Consider the following 22,915-nt stretch of genomic DNA (forward strand, 5'->3'; position numbering starts at 1 on the left):
TATGAAGATAGGTAAAAGGAATAAATATATACTTTGCTGTGTAATAATTGCCGCATTGATAATAGCTATAGTATTATCCCTGTCCCTGCGAAAAAAGGATATAACGGATAGCGGCGATGTTTTAACTCAAAAGCCTTCTGCCGAAGGAAAAACTACCATTAGTGTGCTGGTAAAATATGCATTTTCCATTAGCAGATTCGAGGAAGCACTTGAAGCACGCTTTCCCAACGTTAACCTGGTTCAAGTGGGTAACTACACTCGTGATATGGGAATTGATGAATACGCTGCACGTCTTGAACATGATGATATTCCAGATATTGTCATGACATGGCCTCTTAATGTGGGCGAAGAATACTGGAGTGAAACCCTGCTCGATCTTTCCGGCATGGAGTTTACAAATCGGTATAACACATCTGTGCTCAATGATATTTCAAGAGATGGAAAGCTGTATTATCTGCCGGGTCCTGCTCAGGTGCGCGGTATTGTATATAATAAGACCCTGTTTCAGGAGAACGGTTGGGAAGTTCCAACTGATTATAATGGTTTTGTTGAGTTGTGCAGGACTATTGAGCAAAGTGGTATTCGTTCAATTCAACTTGGATTTAAAAATAGTGAGGTGCTTGATACCGCATTTACTGGTTATAACTTCGGCAGCTATTTCAGCACCCCAAAGGACTTGCAGTGGATCGACAGCTATAATCAGGGAAATGGCAGCTTTGGCGAGCATTTCAGTGGCGCACTTGACGTATTTATGCAAATGGCAGATGCAGGGGTTTGGAAAAAGTCTGATTTGGACATCGACTATTCCGATCGTGAAAAGATGCTATTTACACGGCAGTGTGCTATGGTGGAAGATTCCGCATTAATGGCAAAAATGGGATACCAGCAAACAGGAACAACCGATGAATTCGCGCTGATGCCGTTTTTCAATCCCTACGATGAAGGCGATTGGGCCCGCCTGTATATGGTTTGCTATATTGGTCTGAATAAGCAGTTAGCCGAACCGGAAAACAAGGACAAATATGATATAGTCATGGAAATTATGAATTACATATCCACTCCTGATGGACAACAGGCTCTCACAGCGGATACAGACGGCATGTTCTCAAGCCTTATAGGGTTTGAACAGAACATCCCGTCCGAGATGGATGCGCTTGTTCCAGCACTTAGTAATGGGCGGTATGCAGTGTTTCCTACCCTGAAAAATTCACAGCAGGCTTTGCGTACAGGACTTGCAGGCCTTCTTGACGGCACTCTGACCAAAGAAGACGTAATTACCATGGTAGACAAGCAGAACGTCAATCCGCCTGCGCCTGCAGCAGCGTTGGTATTGGGCAGTGCAAGCGAGGATTTCACACTCACTGAGACCGGCAATTTTGTTGCAGATACAATGAAGGAATGGGGAGACAGCGAGTTTGCTCTGTTTTTAGATAATGGTAAGGACGGTAAATATAATGGCAAGGGTGTCAGCGGTCGGATCTATGGTGGTGATATAACACTTACTGATATAAACCGTATTATGCCTGATTTAAAATCCAACGATAACGGGGCGTTGTGGAAGGCCACTATCACAGGCGAAAATCTTCTTAAAACACTGGAATACTCGATCAGCGTTGAGAACAACCAAAAGGGGTGGTTTTACTATATATCCGGACTTAAAATGAAATTCGACCCAACTGCAGAGCCTGGTAACCGGGTGAAAAAGATTACTGCGTCAGATGGCACCGAAATCGACCCAGAACGCATTTATACGATTACTGTAACTGAAGGCTCAGTGCCGGAAGAATACCTTGAAACTTGTGAAAAATCCAATATTTTATCGTATGACGTTGTATCCAAAGCCGTTGAATCTGCCGCTCTCCTCTCTCCTGTCCGCGACGGGCGATTGGTTTTCGTTCATGGTATGAGATAAATAAACGAGACAGTCTGCGGGGTGTTCTGCAGACTGTCTCTGGGTGAGTTTATATATCAATACATAGGGATGTATATTGATACCTTTATCTATATAACAGTAAATAGTAAATTGATCCTTCTATAATAACTTCTGTCACTCAGCTTTGTTTATCCAGCGGCCTGTCAGACTTTCTTTCACCAGTCTGTTTATTCCTGGCTATTGAACTCCGTGTCGTTATAGGCAATCATGATATTCTGGCCCGCCTGAATATCATCTGTGCTGAGTGAGTTCATCTCTTTTAATACCATGACGTATTCTGTAACTGATTTGTAGTCTTCTGTAATATATTCTTCAGCGATATCCCATAAAGTATCTCCCGGCTGAATCTCAATACTCTTAAAATACTTAAAGTTAACAGGTTCCTCTGTACGGCTGCCGTGTGCTGAAATCAAAAGATTTCCGAACAAAGTGCATGCTCCAAATATAAAAAATACTGCTGTGATACATAATACCAGGATTCTCTTATGATCTACCGTGCGCTTCTCAGTTACACATACCATTGAACGATTTCTTTCTCTCCTCATCTGCGGCTCCCCCCGTTATAACTCTCTTTTGATTAATTTATTCCCTCTCGTTATGCTGTATCGAACATTTGTTCTTCATGCCTTAAATTATATAACACGAACAAATGTTTGTCAATACTGTTTTGCTGTTTTTCGAACATATTTTCGCAACAAGTGTTTGCTTTTTAATTTTAACTATGGTACTATGTTTATAGAATGAGTTGAGCTGTCGGGTTTAACGGATTAAGGAGGGTTATATGTCACAGGGTAAGATCAGCAAAAAGCAGCTGGAGATATTAGAATACATAAAATCACAGATATTAGAACGGGGATTCCCCCCTGCTGTACGCGAGATTTGTGAGGCTGTTAATTTAAAGTCTACTTCATCCGTACATTCTCATCTTGAGACATTGGAGAAGAACGGATATATAAGGCGTGATCCAACGAAGCCCAGAGCCATAGAGATATTAGATGATACATTCAACCTGACCAGACGCGAGGTGGTGAATGTTCCGCTTGTCGGCCGTGTAGCCGCAGGGGAGCCGCTGCTGGCCCAGGAGAACATTGAGAACTACTTCCCGATCCCCATGGAATTCATGCCGAACAAGCAGACCTTTATGCTGACTGTAAAGGGCGAAAGTATGATCAACGCAGGAATTCTGGACGGCGACATGGTACTCGTAGAACAGGAACATACCGCATCCAACGGTGATATGGTAGTTGCACTTGTAGAAGACGGGGCCACCGTCAAGACCTTCTACAAAGAAGAAGGCGTATACCGTCTCCAGCCTGAAAACGACTACATGGAGCCTATCATAGTAAAAGAAGTCTCAATTCTTGGAAAGGTTATCGGAGTCTTCCGCTTTTTCTAAAAGCATATCCTGAGCGGGGATATCTTTATAACGCCAGACTAATTAAACAAAGGCAATATCAAATAAAGACACGCAGCCTCAAGGCTGCATGTCTTTATCACTTTTCTGCTCAATTATTGCACGCTTGTGTTTCTAATGACTATAATCCTAACTGCATTCCGTCGGGATCCCTTTTCGGTCTTTTCTGATCTGTTCCAAAATATATTCGCTTATCTGAGGTGGCTCCGTATATGGACGTGCCAGATAATATCCCTGCATATAATCAACGCCCAGTTCCATCGCCTTATGCATCTCCTGTTCCATCTCTATTCCTTCTGCAATGACTTTGATATTCCGCTCTTTTGCATAGGAAATTGTATTTTCCACAATCTTCTGCTTATCGATATTAAGGTGAATGCCGGATATAATCTCTCTGTCAATTTTAATATACTTAGGGGCAAGTTCAATAAGGATTCTTTCGCCATTATACCCGCTTCCATAATCATCCAGTGCAAAATCGGTATTCCAGCGGTTCACAAGAACCCGTTTTACATCCATGGCTTCTTTATCCGTCTCTGCATACTCGGTAATTTCAAATACAAAATGATCCAGATACCCTTTGCACTCGGATTCGATAAACTCAATCATCCGGTTGCTCAGCCTGTAATCCGCCAGCGAATTAATAAATACTTTGCAATCCGGTTTGATCCGTTTATTTCTAACATGCTGAACAAATGTGGAAGTTGCCATTTTCCATGTCAGTTCTTCTACTTTGTCCAGTTTATGTTCTTCCCTTGCCAGTGCCAGGATTTCTGCCGGATTGCGTAATGTCGGCATTGTTCCCCTCATAAGGGCCTCATAGGCATATATCTCTCCGGTATGCGCATCTACGATGGGCTGGAAATAATACTCTACTTTTTCACGTTCCAGAAGCTCTGTCAGCTCCCTGCGGTTCTGTGATATATATTCTTCGCTGTGATAAGCACCCAGGTCAAAATCGCTGATTTCACCTTTAGTAGAGTGTTTCACCTGATACATGGCAAAATCAGAATACTGCAGGAGCTGCCCGTAATGGCGGGAATCTCTTGGATACCAGGAAATACCTCCGGACATTTTTAATTTCAGCCGCTGCATGGGCGGAAGCAGGATATATTCCTGATCAATCCCCTTTTTCAACCCCGAAAGAATCCGAGTGATCTCCTCCTCCGTATCGTATCCATAAAAGAAAATATAGAACTCATCCCCTGAATTACGCGATATAATCGTGTTGGAAGGTGTATATTTGCGGAAACTGTCCGCAGCAGCCTGGATATATTTATCACCGTAATCATGCCCGAACTTGTCATTGATCTGCTTCAGATTATCCAAATCCATCATAACCAGCGCCGCCTTTTTCAGACATGTCTCGCCTTTCTCAAAGAGCTGCTGCATAATCCGCTGGAATGCCCTCCTGTTTTTCAGGCCTGTAAGAAGATCATGGTCGCGTTCGTGTTCAATCAGCTGCTTCTCCTGTATGGTTTTTGTAATATCCTCCACAATCCCAATTACTCTTTTGTCTTCCAGGCTGGAATAACTGAGCCTGATATAAATTTCCTTTTCCCTGTATGGCATTTTATACAGTACATAGTCTTCGGCTTCCTCCTCTTTATAGACTTCCAGCTCTTTCATCTCTCTGATGAATGACTCCACATCCATATTCCTGGCAGAAACAATCTCTTTGCCAAATATATGAAAAAAGCCATCCGTCATAAAGAGAGTTTTACTATTCATATCAATCTCAAATCCTGCTATCCGTATACTTGCTTTGTTCAGGATCTGTGTAAACTTCGTTGCAGAATCTATCACATCACGGCTCAGCTTTTCAATAGACTCTTCCAACTGATCAAACTCATAAATATTCGTCCTTGGGAGCCTTATTTTTCTCTTCGTGTCCATCCGCTGTATATTTTTTGAAACCAGGTGGATCGGCCGGGATATCATAAAACTTACAAGCACGCTGCCAGCTATCCCCATAATGATTGTCAGAATAATTGCAACGATAATATAGGACATAATATGACTGGAAAACTCAGTCAGATCGTGTTCCTTAACTGCTCCTGCAAGTCCCCACTGGTCGGATTCGAAGGGGCCGTTGGAATCATAAAGCTGCAGATATTCCATATCCATATTATAGCGTTCATTATCAGTCCCGGTGAAATAAAGCTCTCCGTTATTTGTACTTGACACATCCAGGATTTCCATATTTGGTACAATACTATCGTCGGATGAAAAAACGGTCATATAATCTCCTGTTTTCGCATCTTTTACAATAAGCAGATAGGAAGAAGGCTTATCTTTCATTAGTTCTTCGGATGGAAGCATCGTAGCAAGATAATCCAGAGTGATTTCCATCCCCAGAGTACCATAGACTTTACCTGTTGAAGTAATCAGAGGTACAGTGTAGGATATCATTATCTTATCATCGTCCGTGAGCGTATGCGGCTTCCCCCAGTAACCCAGTTCTGTCAGCGAAGCTGCTTCAGGGTTCTTATAGCCCTGTTCCTGGGGATTCAGTAATAAGTCGTAAGTCTCCTCATTTTCCGCTTTAAATATAAACTGCGGCTTCCATGCACTGTCCGTAGCAATGTCCAGGCTATGTACAAGGTCAACGGAACCTCTCTCGATCAGCAGATCGCTGTTGCGGACAGAAGCGCTTGTATCGGGATCCAGATCCCGGAAATAGACGCCCGGCCGCGAAAATGACTTCTGCTTCCTCAGCATTTCCGGATCATCTGTATTAAAAACAACAAATGCTCCGGTCACTTTATTGGAACGAAGCATTTCGATCAGATTTCCGGAAATCTCTGAGACAAGCGGGAAACAGGCATCAGAGTTTTTCCCTATATTATCAAGGTCGATCGTACCGTCCTGGTCAAATTTTTCCGCCGTCTCATTGATAACCTGAATTGTATAAGAGACATTGGACCAGCTGTTGATCATCTCATTCTGCAGGTAACTTGTACGATTTGATACCTTTCCCTGTACAATGCCTTTGGCATTCTCATCGAGCTCCTGGATTGCTCCCCCGAATATAAAAGTTCCCGAAAGAAGCATCACTTCAGTTAAAGTAAGGAGGACCATGGGAATCAGCATTCTTCTCAGTATAGGCTGTGCCTTTCGTCTGTTAATACGCATTCCGCTATGCCCTCCTCTCTTCAATCTGCCATACGTTTTATGCAGAACCGGATTTTATTTATTGTCCACCAATTTTTCCAGAGAAGCCAGCGTCTCCTCATACCAGCTTTCAAAGTTCTCATCTGTATCAAACTTGCTGACAGCCTCTTCTCTGGACACGCCGCCTTGTATTGCGGTTTCTACCGCTTCTCTGTCCGCGCTTGCTTTGTCTGACAATGAATACTCCAGTACATTACGTGCATCAGTGCCATTTTCAAAGGCACGGGTCGTATATAATGTAGTTTCTTCAATCTGTGTCAGAGAGGCATCCAGAACCTGAATAACGCTGTCATCCGTGCTGTCAATACTTTTATTAATGAGCTCTTTGTCATTGGCCTCTTTTTTAACAGGCAGATATCCGGACGTTACCGCAAACTTTATATTGCGGTCCGTATCTGTAAACCATTTCAGGAATTCCACGGAAGCTTCTATCTCCGCCTTATCTTCCTTTTCCATGACAACCATACCGGCACCCTGCTGTACAGAATACTTTTCGCCGTCTTCAAAGCGCGGACACTCAAAAGCCTGCATCTCTATCGGATATGTATTTTCATCATCCAGGGTTACCTGATCCGGGAAAAATGTTGCTCCGGCTGAAGAGCCGACAAATGCCAGTATATTTCCAGTCTTTATATCGTCACTGCGGAACTTTCCGGAGGAAGCAAAATAACCATTGATATAGGGCACGTAATAATTATCCCAAAGCATTCGTACAATATCCTTATCAAAATTCAGGGCCGGCTTACCGTCCTTGACAGAGAAAATCTCTGTACCCAGCTGGCGTGCCCCTATGATAAAGTAATTGGCCATGGCGTCTCTGCCAAAGAAAGCAATCCCGTCATCCGGCTTATCTGTTATGCTGTCTGTCCATTCATAATACGCCTTTGATGTAGCTGTAATTCCTTCAATTGTGGAGATATCCTCAAGAGAAGCACCTGTAGCATCAGCAAACTTATCCCAGTCTGTCTTATTCAGCATAAAAACTTCTGTTGCTTTGGCAATCGGGAATATCTTCAGGGTGTCCTCTGAAGAAAATTTACCTTCATCAATATAGCTGTTCATATATTCACTGATCTCATCCTCAGTCATATATCCCATCAAATCCACAGCCATGCCTTTCTGATCTACCGCATAGGCCGTGTCTGCATAAGCCGCAAATACATTCGGGATATCCTTGGCTCCCACTTTTCCGTCGATGGAGGCCAGAACATTCTCTTCCAGGTCAGCCACATTTCCAAGACTGGATGCCTTCACCTTAATCCCCAGTTCTTTTCCCCGGCTCTCATTGAACGCTGCCACCAGCTCGTTAAATGCATCCTGCTGTGCACCATTATAATAGTGCCAGACCTCAATTGATACCGGCTTCTTCGGATCCAGCAGGCTCTCTTTTTCTTTTGTTTTTTCTTCTGCAGAAGAACACCCGGCTGTCAGGCAAAGAATGGCAGCTGTTATTAAGCAGACTGCAGCTTTATATACGCGCTTCATCATTGTATCTCCTTCATCCGCTTACCTGTTACAGCGCCTCGATATCTACATCCACCCCGTCACGCCAGATGCGTTCCAGATCATAAAACAGTCGGTTCTCCTTATCGAAAATGTGCACGATAATATCGCCGAAGTCGAGCAGCACCCAGCTTGCAGTTCCATAGCCTTCACGCTGTTTTAGTACGAAGCCCGCTTTATGGAGGCATTCTTCAACATTGTCAACCAGAGCCCTCACCTGGCTTTCATTACTGCCGTTGGCTATTATGAAATAATCCGCAAGCACGGAGACACCGGCAATGTCTATCACCTTAATGTCCTCCCCCTTCTTTTCATCCAGCGCTTTACAGGCGATACGCGCCATTTTTCTTGCCTGTTCCATACATTAATCTCCTTTACCTTCTTAATTTGTGTGATAAAATTCATAAGTTCTGACAGTCGCCGGGTCAATCTCCCTGCCCACATTCTGCAAATATGAAATAGTAGAACCGGCACTGAGCGCCACCGCCCTGTTCAGATTTGAAAATGCTGCACTTCTCACTTCACTCAGAACAGGAATCTCCTGCCTGCCCGGCTCGATATAGTCGGCGATGTAAATGATCTTCTCAAGCAGCGACATCTCCGGCTTTCCCGTGGTGTGATAAGTGATAGCGCCCAGGATATCAGAATCCTTAATATTATATTCATGTTCCGCAAGATATGCCCCCAGCTTTGCATGTATCAGGGCAGGCATCTTTCTCTCAGACTCAGTCAGCGTAATATTGAATTCCCTGCATAATCTGATCTGTTCCTTGCCGGAGCAGTACTTTCCGCAGTCATGAAGCAGCCCAGCCAGCATAGCTTTGCTTATATCCGCGTCATGACACATGGCAAGCGAAGCTGCGGTATACATGACTCCCAGCGTATGCTCATAGCGTTCGGGTTTTAATCTTTTCTCCAGTTTTTTTTGAATTCCCGTAATATCCGTCATGACTCCACTTCCCTGTATAAATGATGTTCTTTTATATATTCAGCCACTGCGTCAGGCACAAAATAATGTACCGTCAGTCCCTTCGCAGCCCTCTCCCGGATCGTCGTTGAAGAAATCTCAAGAAGTGGTGCCCGGAGCAGTTTAATATCGGCCCCATACGTCTCTTTCAGATATACAATCTGTTTCTTCATATCTCCCACATCCTTGTCGTCTCTCATGGCAGCGAGTATCGTACAGGTAGGAAATATCTCTTTGAAATACTTCCACTGTTCAATGGAAAACAGAGAATCTGCTCCCAGTATAAAATAAAATTCGTTGCCCGGATACTGTTCATGGAACTCCAGCATCGTCCGGTAAGTGTAGGAATGAACCCCTGCCCTGGCCTCGTGCAGGGACAGCTTAAAGTGCGGAGAACCGCTGATCGCTGCCCTTACCATCTCAATCCTGTGAGTGAGCAGGGTGTCCATCTCTTCTGTATCTTTGTGAGGTGGATTACCATTCGGTAAAAACCATACTTCGTCCAGCTTAAACTCTTCAAAGGCAAATTCACCCAAAAGCAAATGCCCTATATGGATCGGGTCAAATGTGCCTCCCATGATGCCGATTCTCATAAAATCCTCCTACGGAAGTACGATCTTTTTCTTGTCGTCTTTTCCTTCCCTGTATAATACAATCTTCTTGCCGATAACCTGTACAACCTGGGAACGTGTCCGTCCTGCAACCAGTTCTGCCAGTTCTCTCGGATCATCTGCGCAGTTCTGCAGGACGCTGATCTTAATCAGCTCTCTGGCTTCCAGGGCTTCTGAAATTGCTTCGGTAAGTCCCGGAGTAATACTGGACTTACCGATCTGAAAGATCGGGTCCATTGTCATGGCAAGGCTTTTTAAATAAGCTCTCTGTTTTGTTGTCATTCTATTTTATCTCCTGTTTATTTATAATAGTCAAACTGTAAACCGTACATCTTAACTGTTTCACCCTCCTGGATGCCCGCCTGTTCCAGGTCTTTCAGGATGCCGGAATCTTTTAAGAACTTCTGGAAGAACGCAAAGCCCTTCTCAGAATCCAGGTTCGTGTAACCAAGCATCTTTTCGATCTTCGGACCTTCCACGACATACAGTTCGCCTTCTTTCTCCACTGTATAAGGCAGATCTTCATAGATCAGCTCATCCTCAGGGAAATATTCCTGCTCAAACACAACAGGCTTTACATCCATATTCTGGAGCTGTCCGCTCACATAATATAAAAGCTCTGAGATTCCCTGGCCGGATACTCCTGAAATAGGGAATACTTTCATTCCTTTTGGCTCAAATTCCGCCCTCAGCCTGTCCACAGGATCTTCATCTTCGCTGTATATCAGGTCTGTCTTGTTGGCGGCAATCACCTGCGGACGCTTTGCAATCTCTGGATTATAGGCTGTCAGTTCTGCATTGATTTTATAGATATCATCCACCGGGTCACGGCCCTCCGTGCCCGCCGCATCGACCACATGGATCATCATCTTTGTCCGTTCGATATGGCGCAGGAATTCATGTCCGAGTCCGATGCCTTCGGAAGCTCCTTCAATCAGTCCTGGAATATCTGCCATAACAAATCCCTTGGCGCCTTCCAGATCTACCACTCCAAGATTCGGATTCAACGTTGTAAAGTGATAATTGGCTATCTTCGGATCGGCATTCGTAACCCGGGAAAGCAGCGTTGACTTTCCGACATTCGGAAATCCAATCAGGCCAACGTCTGCGATGACCTTCAGCTCCAGGTTTACCTCCAGTTCCATGGCCGGCTGTCCGGGCTGTGCATACTTCGGCACCTGCATGGTGGAGGTTGCAAAATGCTGATTGCCAAGTCCTCCTCTGCCGCCTTTTAAAACGATCTGGCGTCGGTTATCCCCGGACATATCTGCAATGACTTTTCCTGTTCTCGATTCTTTCAGTACGGTTCCTTCCGGTACTTTCAATACAAGATCTTTACCGTCTTTTCCGTGGCAGCGGCGCTTACCGCCTTCCTCGCCGTCGCTGGCCGCGTATTTTCTTTTATGACGGAAGTCTACCAGCGTATTCAGGCCCTCATCTATTTCAAAAATCAGGTCGCCGCCTTTTCCCCCATCGCCACCGTCCGGTCCGCCGTTTGGAACATAAAGTTCCCTCCGAAAGCTGCAGTGCCCGTCCCCGCCTTTTCCGGATCTTATGAAAATTTTCGCTCTATCTGCAAACATATTATATATCCTTTTCTATTATCTATTTTTTTCCAATTCAATATCTTTCTTATTATATCACAACATAATTCCTTTTACTATTCATAATTCCCTGATTTCACATATCCTATGTAACAGTTTAGGCAAGCCTGAACTGTTGATATTTCTCAGAATAAAATAGAGTTTCGCTTGCGAAACTCGCGCCTGCGGCGGTCGCATCGCGACATCTACATCTTACGCCGCAGTGCGCATCCCGCCGGGAGGGCTTTATTATCTTATAGGCGAACTTTCCTATAAGATAATAAACAGGCCTCAGACTGTTAGGTCTGAGGCCGTGTGTGCTAAACTAATTATTCAGCTACTGGATAGATAGAAACCTGTTTCTTATCTCTTCCTTTTCTCTCGTATCTGACAACACCATCTACTAAAGCAAACAGTGTGTCATCTCCGCCGCGTCCTACATTCACGCCTGGATGAATTCTTGTTCCACGCTGTCTGTAAAGGATATTGCCGGCTTTAACGAACTGTCCGTCAGCTCTTTTGGCACCTAATCTTTTAGACTCAGAGTCACGGCCGTTCTTGGAAGAACCAACTCCCTTTTTATGAGCAAAATACTGAAGGTTCAACTTCATCATGGTTATTACACCTCCTCGAAGATAATATCAATGTATGGTTCATATTCGCTGTCATCTTCTATTTCTCCCAACCCAAGAATCATAGTCTTTAACAGCAGATCAGCATCATGTGTAGGCTTCTCACCGGTAAATCTGAACTGAATCAGCCCCTGTGCATCTTCCGAGTCATCTGTCACAACAGAGATCTCATCAGATGTATATCTCTCAATCGCATTTATCGTATTGATAATCAGCGCTGAGGCCGCTGCACATACAATGTCCATACCCTCATCAGAGTATCCGGCATGTCCCTGTGCATCAAAACCTACATATTCATGCTTGTCAGTCTTATAAATCGTTACTTTAATCATTCTGTCACCGGGTTATGCGTTGATCTTGTCAATCTTAACTGCAGTATACTGCTGTCTGTGACCATTTTTCTTATGGTATCCAGATTTTCTCTTATACTTGTAAACGACAACTTTTTTAGCTTTGCCGTCGCCAATTACAGAAGCTGTAACTGTTACACCTTCGACTGTCGGATTTCCAACAACAAGATTGTCGTTGTTCACTGCAAGTACCTGGTCAAATGTATAAGTCTCGCCAGCCTCTACCCCAAGTTTTTCTACTTTAATGATATCGCCTTCGGCTACTTTGTACTGTTTACCACCTGTTGCTATAATTGCGTACATATGGCACCTCCTATTATCATTACTCGCCAATTACGGTGTCTGTCAGAACGACAGAACTTATAAACCTCATTGCGCGGCATACCGTTGTAGTATAGCACACGAAAATTTATTAAGTCAATAGTTTTCTGGCATTTTCGTCAAAAATCCTGTTTTTCTCCGTCTCTGTGAACGGAAGCCTGTTCATGTATTCTGCAGATTCTGCCTGCCCGGTCCATGGAGAATCTGTAGCAAATAAAATCTTGTCCGTGCCATGATTCCTGCAGATGCGCACGAACTGTCCGTCATCAATCTCACCAAATACTACAGCCGTATCCAGATAAACCTGCTTTCCCACGATACAGCGTTCAACATCATCCCAGCACTTAAACCCTCCCATATGGGCAATTACCAGCTTTTCCGGCTGCACTTCATCAATCACTTCAGCAGCCATCTGCGGCGCACAGTAAATACAGTCCGGATATCCCGGGTCATAGCCGCCGTGCACTGTAATGATAAACCCCAGCTCTGATGCATAAGAAACAATTCGTTTGTAGCGGATATCGTTAAACATGGTCTCCTGATATGCAGGATGCAGCTTAATCCCCTTAACCCCCATATCTTTCAGAGTACGCAGCTCGCTCCTGTAGTCACTGCTGTCAGGATGGAGTCCGCCGAACGAGATAATCTCCCCTTCCTGAAACTGTGCTGCAAAGCGGTTAATACTTTCGAACTGGGCCGGTTTTGTAACCACCGGGAGGGCTATGGAAATATCCATGCCAGCTTTCTGCCCGGAAGCTTTTAAACCATCGGCCGTTCCGTCTGTAAAGGGAACGGTTCTGCATCTGGCGCTCAAAAACCCCAATGTTTTGCCGGCAATTTTATCTGGGAAAATGTGTGTATGAAAATCGATCATATTATTTTGCCTCTACTTATCGCAATCATTCAACTTATCATAACAGTACTCTATAATGCTTCTGCGGGTGATAATACCGATAAATTTATTCTGGTCATCCACAACGGGCACAAAGTTCTGGTTCATAGCCGTCTTTACAAGATCTTCCATGTCCGCATCGGCAGGAACCACATCAAAGTTTGCCTTGCGCGGGAAATCACGAATAAAAATAGTCTCAGCACTTTTGATATCCAGATTTTTATAAGACTTGATCCCCCAGAGCAGATCGCCTTCTGTGACCGTCCCCACAAATTCGCCCTCCCGGTTCAGCATCGGAATGGATGCGTACTTGTGGTACTCCATTGTCTCCAGCACTTGACGCAGCGTACAGTCATTATAGATATAAGCAACTTCATTTTTCGGTTTTAAAAAGAACAGAATGTTCATAACTAAATCCGTTACCTTTCCTTAGATTTGTGTTAATACAAAAATTTCATACAGGGCTCTGATGGCATTTTTAAAATCATCATGTCTGACACCTACGATAATATTCAGCTCACTGGACCCCTGGTCAATCATTTTAACATTAATATGCGCATGGGCAAGGGCTGAGAAAATCCTGCCCGCTGTTCCGCGGGTAGCACGCATTCCCCGGCCTACAATAGCAATCAGTGCAAGATCTGATTCCAGTTCGATATGGTCAGGATCCACCTCCTTGTGGATTCCCGCAAGTACCTGCTGCTCTTTCTCCTCGAATTCATCCTTATGGACAAATATCGTCATCGTATCAATTCCGGACGGCATATGCTCAATAGAAATATCGTTTGCCTCAAATACCTGAAGCACTTTACGGCAGAAGCCAATCTCGGAGTTCATCATCGCCTTTTCAACTGTGATGGAAGCGAAACCATCTGTACCAGCAATACCGGTAATGGTATACTTTGGCTGTCTGCAAGTTCCTTCTACAATTAATGTTCCTTTATCCTGCGGCGCATTGGTATTGCGGATGTTAATCGGTATTCCGGCTTTTCTTACCGGAAAGATGGCATCCTCGTGAAGCACGCTTGCCCCCATGTAGGAAAGCTCCCGCAGTTCTTTATATGTAATCGTCTCTATAGATTTTGGGTTTTTGACAATCCGGGGGTCTGCAATCAGAAAGCCTGAAACATCTGTCCAGTTTTCATATAAATCCGCTGAAACGGCCAGTGCAACAAGTGAACCTGTGACGTCAGAACCGCCTCTTGAGAATGTTGCAACCGTTCCATCCTCTTTTGCACCGTAAAATCCCGGAATTACGGCGTGCGTAACATCCTTGAGACGGGCAGCGAGCAGATCGTTTGTCACCTTATCATTGAAAGTTCCGTCTTCATTAAAACGGATCACCTCTGCCGCATCTACAAACTCGAATCCAAGATATGCTGCAGCCACCTTGCCGTTCAGGTATTCGCCTCTGGATGCAGCATAATCTCTTCCGGCCTTCTTGCCGAAATTTTCGCGGATCATCTCAAAATCTTCATCCAGGGAAAGAGTCAGATTCAATCCTTCTATAATTTCATTATATCTGTCTTGAATTTCAGATAGCAAATCTGTAAAGTTCTTTTCCTTGATTGCTGTTCCGTAACAGCTGTAGAGCATATCAGTCACCTTCGTGTCGCCTGAAAACCGCTTTCCGGGTGCAGACGGTACAACATATCGTCTGGATTCATCAGAACGTATGATATCCCCAACCTTTTTAAACTGCTCGGCACTGGCCAAAGAACTTCCGCCAAATTTTACTACTTTTTTCATTCCTCATTTCCTCCAATATACATAGAAAGGTATCCCTTATCCTGCATCATTCCTCCGTGTAAAGCCAGATGCTGCATGACAGTAAAAACCTTTTCAAAATTTCTGCGCTCTCGGTAAACTATTATAACGCAGTCATTCCCGCTTGTAAATCTATTATTTCTTATTTTTTTGCATTTTCAGACAAAAAATCCTGCATTTTTATTCATAAATCTAATCCCAAACTCCATTTTCTGCAAATTCAGTAAATAACATCTGCATACTCTGCACCTGCGGCCCTTTTCAGATCACCGGGGGCCAGCTTCAGCTGCATGCCCAGTTTTCCTCCGCTGACATATAGATAATCCAGCCCCTGTGCAGTTTCATTTATTATAGTAGGAAAAGACTTTTTCATCCCGATTGCGGTACATCCGCCCCTAACATATCCTGTCACAGGAGTGATCTCTTTTACAGGCAGCATTTCCAGTGATTTTTCTCCTGCTGACCGGGCTGCTTTTTTCATGTCCAGTTCTGCCTCAATGGGAATCACGAACACATAGTGCATTCCGCTTTTTCCGGTTGTTACAAGCGTCTTATATACTCTGTCATGAGGCAGGCCCGCCTTGTCGGCAGTTGTAATTCCATCCACGAATTCATCGCATTCGTAAGTCTGATATTCATAAGATATCTTATATCTGTCCAATATGCGCATGGCATTTGTCTTCAATTCCTTTTTACTCATGGTCTCCTCCTGGTTCGTATTCTTTTCATAAATCAAACAGGCTGAGCTGTTCTAACTGATATGGCCGTTTATAACTCGATATGATATCCTGCATCTGGTACAGAATTCCCGCGTCCTGGCACTCTTTTGTAAAAACCTTCCACAACTGCCGTGACCGCGGGCTTCTGCATTCATAGGAATACCCAAATTTCTTCTGATATTTTTCTGCAATCTGCTCTCCCGGAAACAGATGATTCAGCCTGTCAAAGTACCATTCCCTCTGGTTTTCACGCAGCGTCACTCCAAAAGCAGGATAAATAAACTTTGCCCCCGCTTCACCTGCCATGTGTACAATTCTTCGGATATTTTCATCGGAATCTTCAAGAAAAGGAAGGACGGGCATCAAAAGAACACCCGCGTATATTCCATGTTCTGTCAGTTCACGGATTAATGCAAAGCGTTCCGAAGACGGCGGTACACCTGGTTCTATCTTTTTTGCCAGGGCATCGTCAGAAGTCGTGATTGTAACTTTGCACAGTACCGGTGAATGCTCTTTAATATCTTCAAGAACATCAATATCTCTTGCCAGCAGCCTGCTCTTCGTGGCAACCGCGATCCCGAACTCAAATGCATTGCATAGCTCCAATGCATGCCGCGTAAGTTCCAGTTCCTTTTCAAATGGATTGTAAGGATCGCTCATGGCCCCGGTAGAAATTACGCCCCGTTTTGTTTTTCTGCGCAGTTCATCACGTATAATTGTCAGGGCGTTTTCTTTTGCCCTGACCGTATCAAATGAAGTGATGCCATAACAATCCGAACGACTGTCACAGTATATACATCCATGACAGCACCCTTTATAAATATTCATATTATACTCTGTTCCAAACCAATATTCCGGTTTTTTAGAGCGTGTGATTATCGTTTTAGCTGGAATGTACTCCATAATTAACAGCCCTTTTCCTGATCTCCTGACTTTACAGGTCCTTATTAGTGCGCTTTCGGCATGATTTCAGATTGTATTTTTGTATACAATTACTTTTCCTGTTTATATTTTATGCGGTATTCATTCATCAAACTCATTTTAGAATTGTATACATGAATACTATGTTTTTTTACTTACATTTCTTCTTGCTTATTACCCTTGTTTTACTTTTTAAAAGTTGTATACAATTATACAATTCTAAAAACGTAAAAAAATTATTCTGCAATGCTCTCATAAAGAGGCCTGCGGACTTTTTTTCGGGTCAATTCAACAAGCTGTAATTCAGTTACATCCACCAGCGTTGCCTGAATCGGATCTTTGGAGAGATGCTGGCGGAAGGTTTTTAAAAGTTCTCTGGTAGCATCTGCATCATCCAGGTTAATAAAATCCACGATAATAATTCCGGAAAGATTCCGCAGGCGCATCTGCTTTGCAACTTCTCTTGCAGCCTCCAGATTGATTTTCAGGTAAGTTTCCAGAGGGTTCTTTTTTGCATTGCATTTTCCCGAGTTTACATCAATCACGGTCAGTGCTTCTGTATACTGGATTACCAAATATGCACCAGTTTTAAGCCATACCCGTTCACTCAGTGCCCGTTCCAGGACAGTATGGGTATTGTACAGTTTTGCAAGAGAAAGCTGCCCGTCATGGTACAATCTGAGCTTGTCCAGTTCGAAGGGCTGTTCCTTTTTATAATATTCCCTGACCTGTCCGTAAAGCTCTTCATCCTCAATTATAATTTCAGTCAGACCTTCGGTATACACATTTTTCAGGTCGGATATATAAGCCGGGGGAGCCTGCTGCAGACATGTAAAGCAAGTCCTTGTACCGGCCGTTTTCTTCAGAACACTGTAGTTTTGTTCCAGACTTTTAATTTCTTCTAGAATCTGGTCAAATTCAGCATCGCCGGCATTGGTGCGGATAATAAGTCCATATTCTTCATTTTTATACGGCAGAAGCCGTTCTTTTAATTCTTCGCGCTGTGCTTTCGGCAGTTTGCCGGAAGTTCCGATTCTTGTATTTCCAGTTGTAAGGATTGCATATCTGCCGGTAAAGCTCAGATTGCTGCTGACAGTCGGTGCTTTTGTTTTCACCGCCTCCTTGCTGATCTGGACAACCAGTTCGTCCCCGATACACAGAGGTTTCCTGCCAGCTTTATGCGTAAACAGGGCATTCGCGGCCTGGCTCATGTCATAATAACATTCCACGCCGCTTTCTATCTCTATAAAAGCCGCTCCGATATTCGGGACAATATTTTTTACTCTGCCGACATAGATATTGCCGAGCACATGCCTTTCTGCTCCGGCGGCATCTGCTTTGTCACAGTGTATCTCCACAATTTCATCGTCCTCCAGAAGAAATATCCAGGCCTTTTCATCCTCTTTCATCATAAGAACTTTTCTTGAAGTCATGCTGTCTCCATCTCCATTTCACATCCCAGTTCTTCCAGTGTTATAAGATCTCTTACACCGCCTTGTCCCATATCCGCATACATTTCAAGTCTGTGATGTAAGAAATTGCCTTCCTCAAACTCCACTCCCAGAAAACGGCAGAACGCCTCCATGACAAGTCCCGGCTTCAGATTCTGGACACTTCCGGCAGCCACCTGCATACTGACAGCATCGCCGCCCGCTTCCAGCCGATAGATCATGGGCTTAATATCCACTTCGTTTTCACTGCGTTTTGTCTGCTTCACAATCCGTATTTCAGGCTGTGCCATAAATTCGGTCAGCTTTTCCTGCCAGTTTTCAGGAAAAACCTCGTTTTTCACTGTAGTGCGGTAGTCAGCTGCCGCAACAATTGCCATACCTGTCATTTTCTTTTCTTCCGCAATCTGCCGGAAGCTGACAACTTCGATTCCTTCCACCATAGCCGCATTCAGCCGGCTGACAGCATCTTTGCTGGAGATATACTCTCTCAGCTCAATATCAAAATATTCCCCGTCACTGGAAAGACCGATTCCCAGCGGGTTAGCAAACGACATAATCATATGGGGACTGTACCCGCCGGTAAAAGCGATCGGGATATCCGCCCGTCTCATAGCTTTTTGAAAAAAACGCATTACATCCAGGTGTCCGATAAATCTCAGAGCACCATACTTTCTGAACTTAATTCTTACCTTCATAGCAGACACCTCCTCCAAATTGTGCCGCACCGCATCCGGAGCACTGCATCTTACAATTCGGTGTGACAACGCCTTCCAGCGCTCTCTCCCATTCTTTTTTCATAAAACTCTTGCTGACCCCGATATCAATAAAATCCCAGGGCAGCAATTCATCCAGATCTCTTTCCCGGGTCGTATAAAATGCAATATCAATCCCTGTATTTTGAAATGCCTGTATCCATTTTTCATTGCAGAATGTCTCTGTCCATGCATCAAAGAGGCAGCCAAGTCTGTATGCCTCCTCAATCACCTTTCCTACTCTTCTGTCGCCACGTGCAAATACACCCTCCAGAACAGTTACCTCCGCATCATGCCAGTTATATTTCATGCTCTTTCTGTTCAACTGTTCCTGAAATTCATGTTTCACAACAGAAGCTCTGTGCATATACTCCTCGCTGGTGCACATTGGCGACCATTGGAACGGTGTAAACGGCTTCGGTACAAAGAAGGATGTACTCGCTGTAATCTGGCATTTCCCGTGACGCTCTTCCTTTGGAATCTCATAGTATCTCCTGGCAATCCGGTCGGAAAGCCTTGCGATCTCCTTCATATCCTCCTCTGTCTCAGTAGGAAGTCCCAGCATAAAGTACAGCTTCACCTTGGACCAGCCCCCCTCGAAGGCCTGTCCGGCCCCTTCCAGAATCATTTCTTCCGTGAGACCTTTATTAATTACATTCCTCATCCTTTGTGAACCCGCCTCGGGTGCAAATGTCAGGCTGCTTTTACGGATATCCTGCACCTGCTGCATCACATCCAGTGAAAAGGCATCGATCCGCAGGGACGGCAGGGAAATGTTTATACTTTTATCCTTAAATTCTTCTATTAAAAAGTTCACCAGTTCCTTCAGTTCAGAATAGTCACTGGAACTCAGAGAGCTCAGAGATATTTCTTCGTGTCCTGTATTCTTCAGCATGACACGGGCATATTCCTTCAGCGTCTCCACATCGCGCTCCCGTGTTGGACGGTACAGCATCCCGGCCTGGCAGAATCTGCAGCCGCGGATACAGCCACGCTGAATCTCCAGCACAACCCGGTCCTGGGTTGCCTTGATAAAAGGTACAACAGGCTTCATCGGATAGAGCGCTTTTGTCACATCCATTACAATCTGTTTTTTTACTGTGACAGGAATTCCCGGCTCTGTCGGTGAAAAAGATTTCAACGTACCGTCTTCGTGATATTCTGCTTCGTAGAAAATCGGGACATAGATACCCTCAATCCCCGCCGCCTTCCTCAGAAACTCCATGCGGCTGCAATTACTGCTCCGGCAGGACTTATACAGATCCAGCAGTTCATCATAGACCGTCTCCCCTTCTCCTATATAAAACAGATCAAAGAACTCCGCCAGGGGCTCGGGATTATAGGTACAGGGGCCGCCTCCTATTACAATCGGATCCTCCCAGGTGCGGTCTGCACTGTGAAGCGGAATCTGGCTCAGATCCAATATCTGCAGTATGTTGGTATAACACATCTCATACTGGATCGTAATGCCCAGGAAGTCAAAGTTCTTAACCGGATCCTGAGATTCCAGAGCAAACAGCGGTATGCTCTGCTCACGCAACACTTTATCCAGATCGATCCATGGAGAATATACCCTTTCACACCATACATCCCCGCGCCGGTTAAAAAGATCGTACAAAATCTGGATCCCCAGATGGGACATTCCGATCTCCAGAACGTCCGGAAAAGATAAGGCAAATCGAATGTCTACCTTTTCCGGGTCTTTCATTACCGAATTCACCTCATTGCCGATATACCGGGCAGGTTTTTCAATATTTAATAATATTTCGTCACTTAACGCTAATTTTCTCATTATTTCTCCTTGTTATTATGTGAATGAAGCAAGAAAATTCCTGCTTGTACACTGTTTAATCCTTATGCAGACATCGTGCATGCCTGCTTAATTATACGCATTCTCAGAAAGAACTTCAAGTAGATATTTTATTATCGTTTTCTAACCCGTAAGAACGTCCAATACGCACTTATTCCTTCTCTTTCTGAATATCCTTATAAAAACAAATTTGCTGTTTCCCCTTTGCTTTTGCCGCATACATAGCCTGGTCAGCGGCATGGAACAGTTCTGCAAAATTCTTTCCATCAGCCGGAAACTGTGCGGCTCCGATACTGACTGTAAAAGAAGGCATTCCCGATTCTGAACGGGACTCCAGATACTTTTCCAGCTGTTCAGCCTTTTTTCTGGCACTTTCGCTGTTTTCTATCCCTTCCATATAAATAAGCAGTTCATCGCCGCCGATCCTGGCCAGAACATCATCCCCCCGATAGGTCTGTCTGATACATTCCCCTAAAAATCGAAGTGCCCTGTCTCCCACTGCATGTCCGTAAACGTCATTAATCTGCTTGAATCCATCTGCGTCAATGATAAATAAGGTACCTTTTCTGCCTTCCGCCAGCCGTCTTTCCACCTCTTTTTCAGCGGCTCCTTTGTTCATCAGCCCGGTCAGCCCGTCTGTCTCAGATATCCGGCGCAGATAATCTTCATGCTCCATATGCTCATTAATATCTGTAATCTTGCCAATCGTAGAAATGGGGGTTTTCTTTTCATATAAGTACTGGTACTGCACCAGACTCCAGAAGTAATCGTCCGTCTCCGGGCGCATCAGCCTGACCCTGATTTTACCCGAATCTCCGCCGCGCTCTCCGCTCAGTATCTGTCGCACCTGAGCCTGGTCATCCGCATGGACATAAATCTCATTCAGGTGCTGTAAAAAATCTTTCTGCGTTAGCTTATGTATCCTCAGGAACTTCGATGCATTGGAGGTAAAACGGATTGTATCCAGCCGGCAGTCATAATCAAACAGCACAGTATCCGAAAACCGCTCAAGCAGTAAATAGCGCTGTTCATCCAGAGAAAACTTTTTCTGCATTCTTCTTACTACAAGCAACATGATAATCGAGGCCAAAATAACTGCGATAATCAGGCCGATAATACTGTACGTTGTGTTATTTAAAATATGCTGAAAATGCTCGGATGCAGTTTCAGCCTTCAGACATACAACCAGATGCCAGTTATTGTATTTCAGCCCGGTCAGTGAGAGGTAATACGGGCTGCCTTCAAAGATTCCAAGACGCACGCTGCATGCCTGGGAATTCCCCGGAACGTATACAGCGCGGAGCTCTTCAATGACATCTTCTTCTATACCATTTCTTTCCAGATGTTCCAGCAGACTTTCCCCTACGCCTCTCTCATACGCGTCCCGGATCGGCAGGATGACGCTGTCCCCGTCAGTGAGAAAAGCCGCACTTATTTCCCCCTGGGCAGGATCATAGACATCGGTTGAGACCAGGGATTCTGCATTGATAATTCCGCGGACTGCCCCTATGAATTTCCCGTCCCTTACAACCGGTACCCCAACACCAATACAATATATATTCCCCATACGTTCTGAAAAGGTGAGATCAGTCACCACCGTTTCCCCTTGTTTTAAGCGTTCAATGACTTTCATATCTTTTTCCAATACTGTTCTCTGTTTTAGGGCATCCCGATACTCCTCTTCAGAAAGGTACATGTATTTTACTTCAGGGCTGTCTTCATTAAGCGCAGCCAGATAAGGATCAATAAAATCGAAATCGTCCTGGCTCTCAATCAGCACCGCAAGCGACTGCAGGGTTTTAGCGGTACCGTCTATTTCTGTAAGCGTATTCTCTCTCTGCCCGGTCGTGTAGGCATTCAGAGTCTCCAGTACCATTCGTGTATACTCCTCATGGGTCTTATTTCGGTTCAAAGTGAGGACAATGGTAATACAGATGCCTAAAAACAGGGCGCAGCAGATAATAGCATATAGATAATACCTGCGGTTCCCCCTGTTTACATTGTGGATCTCCGCTTCACTTTCCTGCTCTGCATCAGCATGTACAGATATTTCACTATTATTTGGATCCATATGTTTCCCCCCTTTTAGAGGCCGTTTACCACTGCCGGGCCAAT

22 protein-coding genes are annotated in these 22,915 nt (G+C 44.5%); 2 read left to right on the forward strand and 20 right to left on the reverse strand.

The features are described from left to right. The first annotated feature begins 1 nt into the window (after position 1). Positions 2-1,912 carry an ABC transporter substrate-binding protein gene (locus tag HMPREF0240_RS14885; protein ID WP_009004249.1) on the forward strand — a complete coding sequence of 637 codons (1,911 nt, stop codon included), beginning with the start codon at positions 2-4 and terminating at the stop codon, positions 1,910-1,912. A 188-nt stretch (positions 1,913-2,100) separates the two neighbouring features. Here the strand turns inward: HMPREF0240_RS14885 and HMPREF0240_RS14890 are convergent, their stop codons facing one another. Continuing rightward, on the reverse strand, positions 2,101-2,478 hold the full coding sequence (locus tag HMPREF0240_RS14890; RefSeq protein WP_083806246.1) for a LysM peptidoglycan-binding domain-containing protein: 378 nt from the start codon (positions 2,476-2,478) through the stop codon (positions 2,101-2,103). Positions 2,479-2,714: 236 nt separating this feature from the next. Here HMPREF0240_RS14890 and lexA point away from each other — a divergent pair, with 236 nt between their 5' ends. Beyond that, complete coding sequence (gene lexA / locus HMPREF0240_RS14895; protein WP_009004251.1) at positions 2,715-3,329, forward strand: transcriptional repressor LexA; 615 nt, start codon at positions 2,715-2,717, stop codon at positions 3,327-3,329. Positions 3,330-3,476: 147 nt separating this feature from the next. Here the strand turns inward: lexA and HMPREF0240_RS14900 are convergent, their stop codons facing one another. The 19 genes from HMPREF0240_RS14900 to HMPREF0240_RS14990 all read right to left on the reverse strand — a co-directional run bounded on the left by HMPREF0240_RS14900 (position 3,477) and on the right by HMPREF0240_RS14990 (position 22,871). Further along, the gene (locus HMPREF0240_RS14900) at positions 3,477-6,482 is read right to left on the reverse strand and encodes an EAL domain-containing protein (protein ID WP_009004252.1); all 3,006 of its coding nucleotides are present in this window, start codon (positions 6,480-6,482) and stop codon (positions 3,477-3,479) included. 54 nt (positions 6,483-6,536) lie between these two features. Continuing rightward, positions 6,537-8,009 carry an extracellular solute-binding protein gene (locus tag HMPREF0240_RS14905; protein ID WP_347462616.1) on the reverse strand — a complete coding sequence of 491 codons (1,473 nt, stop codon included), beginning with the start codon at positions 8,007-8,009 and terminating at the stop codon, positions 6,537-6,539. Positions 8,010-8,034: 25 nt separating this feature from the next. Next, positions 8,035-8,385 (reverse strand): ribosome silencing factor, encoded by a 351-nt coding sequence (rsfS, locus tag HMPREF0240_RS14910; RefSeq protein WP_009004254.1) that lies wholly within the window; start codon positions 8,383-8,385, stop codon positions 8,035-8,037. 21 nt (positions 8,386-8,406) lie between these two features. After that, complete coding sequence (gene yqeK, locus HMPREF0240_RS14915) at positions 8,407-8,973, reverse strand: bis(5'-nucleosyl)-tetraphosphatase (symmetrical) YqeK (RefSeq protein ID WP_009004255.1); 567 nt, start codon at positions 8,971-8,973, stop codon at positions 8,407-8,409. Then, positions 8,970-9,584 carry a nicotinate-nucleotide adenylyltransferase gene (nadD, locus tag HMPREF0240_RS14920; RefSeq protein ID WP_009004256.1) on the reverse strand — a complete coding sequence of 205 codons (615 nt, stop codon included), beginning with the start codon at positions 9,582-9,584 and terminating at the stop codon, positions 8,970-8,972. Before nadD ends, yqeK begins: the two co-directional genes overlap by 4 nt. A gap of 9 nt (positions 9,585-9,593) precedes the next feature. Beyond that, positions 9,594-9,884 (reverse strand): ribosome assembly RNA-binding protein YhbY, encoded by a 291-nt coding sequence (yhbY, locus tag HMPREF0240_RS14925; protein ID WP_009004257.1) that lies wholly within the window; start codon positions 9,882-9,884, stop codon positions 9,594-9,596. Between the two features lie 17 nt (positions 9,885-9,901). Continuing rightward, positions 9,902-11,185, reverse strand: coding sequence for a GTPase ObgE (gene obgE, locus HMPREF0240_RS14930; protein ID WP_009004258.1), 1,284 nt, complete (start codon positions 11,183-11,185; stop codon positions 9,902-9,904). A 329-nt stretch (positions 11,186-11,514) separates the two neighbouring features. Continuing rightward, positions 11,515-11,799 (reverse strand): 50S ribosomal protein L27, encoded by a 285-nt coding sequence (rpmA, locus tag HMPREF0240_RS14935; protein WP_009004259.1) that lies wholly within the window; start codon positions 11,797-11,799, stop codon positions 11,515-11,517. 5 nt (positions 11,800-11,804) lie between these two features. Continuing rightward, positions 11,805-12,149 (reverse strand): ribosomal-processing cysteine protease Prp, encoded by a 345-nt coding sequence (locus HMPREF0240_RS14940; RefSeq protein ID WP_009004260.1) that lies wholly within the window; start codon positions 12,147-12,149, stop codon positions 11,805-11,807. A 12-nt stretch (positions 12,150-12,161) separates the two neighbouring features. Further along, positions 12,162-12,470 carry a 50S ribosomal protein L21 gene (rplU, locus tag HMPREF0240_RS14945; protein ID WP_009004261.1) on the reverse strand — a complete coding sequence of 103 codons (309 nt, stop codon included), beginning with the start codon at positions 12,468-12,470 and terminating at the stop codon, positions 12,162-12,164. A 109-nt stretch (positions 12,471-12,579) separates the two neighbouring features. After that, positions 12,580-13,362, reverse strand: a complete 783-nt coding sequence (locus HMPREF0240_RS14950; RefSeq protein WP_009004262.1) for an amidohydrolase family protein — start codon at positions 13,360-13,362, stop codon at positions 12,580-12,582. A 12-nt stretch (positions 13,363-13,374) separates the two neighbouring features. Further along, the gene (locus HMPREF0240_RS14955; RefSeq protein WP_009004263.1) at positions 13,375-13,788 is read right to left on the reverse strand and encodes a CBS domain-containing protein; all 414 of its coding nucleotides are present in this window, start codon (positions 13,786-13,788) and stop codon (positions 13,375-13,377) included. Positions 13,789-13,809: 21 nt separating this feature from the next. Further along, positions 13,810-15,129: an aspartate kinase gene (locus tag HMPREF0240_RS14960; protein ID WP_009004264.1), complete on the reverse strand. Its 1,320-nt coding sequence runs from the start codon at positions 15,127-15,129 to the stop codon at positions 13,810-13,812. A gap of 238 nt (positions 15,130-15,367) precedes the next feature. After that, on the reverse strand, positions 15,368-15,847 hold the full coding sequence (gene ybaK / locus HMPREF0240_RS14965) for a Cys-tRNA(Pro) deacylase (RefSeq protein WP_009004265.1): 480 nt from the start codon (positions 15,845-15,847) through the stop codon (positions 15,368-15,370). 25 nt (positions 15,848-15,872) lie between these two features. Continuing rightward, positions 15,873-16,769 carry a radical SAM protein gene (locus tag HMPREF0240_RS14970; protein WP_198137802.1) on the reverse strand — a complete coding sequence of 299 codons (897 nt, stop codon included), beginning with the start codon at positions 16,767-16,769 and terminating at the stop codon, positions 15,873-15,875. A gap of 254 nt (positions 16,770-17,023) precedes the next feature. Continuing rightward, positions 17,024-18,220 (reverse strand): ribonuclease E/G, encoded by a 1,197-nt coding sequence (locus tag HMPREF0240_RS14975; RefSeq protein ID WP_009004267.1) that lies wholly within the window; start codon positions 18,218-18,220, stop codon positions 17,024-17,026. Beyond that, the gene (locus HMPREF0240_RS14980; RefSeq protein WP_035313592.1) at positions 18,217-18,933 is read right to left on the reverse strand and encodes a TIGR03936 family radical SAM-associated protein; all 717 of its coding nucleotides are present in this window, start codon (positions 18,931-18,933) and stop codon (positions 18,217-18,219) included. Before HMPREF0240_RS14980 ends, HMPREF0240_RS14975 begins: the two co-directional genes overlap by 4 nt. Beyond that, positions 18,917-20,782: a TIGR03960 family B12-binding radical SAM protein gene (locus HMPREF0240_RS14985; RefSeq protein WP_009004269.1), complete on the reverse strand. Its 1,866-nt coding sequence runs from the start codon at positions 20,780-20,782 to the stop codon at positions 18,917-18,919. The genes HMPREF0240_RS14980 and HMPREF0240_RS14985 overlap by 17 nt, the downstream gene beginning before the upstream one ends. 169 nt (positions 20,783-20,951) lie before the next feature. Continuing rightward, entirely contained in the window at positions 20,952-22,871 is a 1,920-nt protein-coding gene (locus HMPREF0240_RS14990; RefSeq protein WP_009004270.1) for a diguanylate cyclase, read from the reverse strand. Positions 22,872-22,915: the final 44 nt, after the last annotated feature.

The organism is Clostridium sp. D5 (assembly GCF_000190355.1).
GTDB classification, from domain to species: domain Bacteria; phylum Bacillota; class Clostridia; order Lachnospirales; family Lachnospiraceae; genus Faecalicatena; species Faecalicatena fissicatena_A.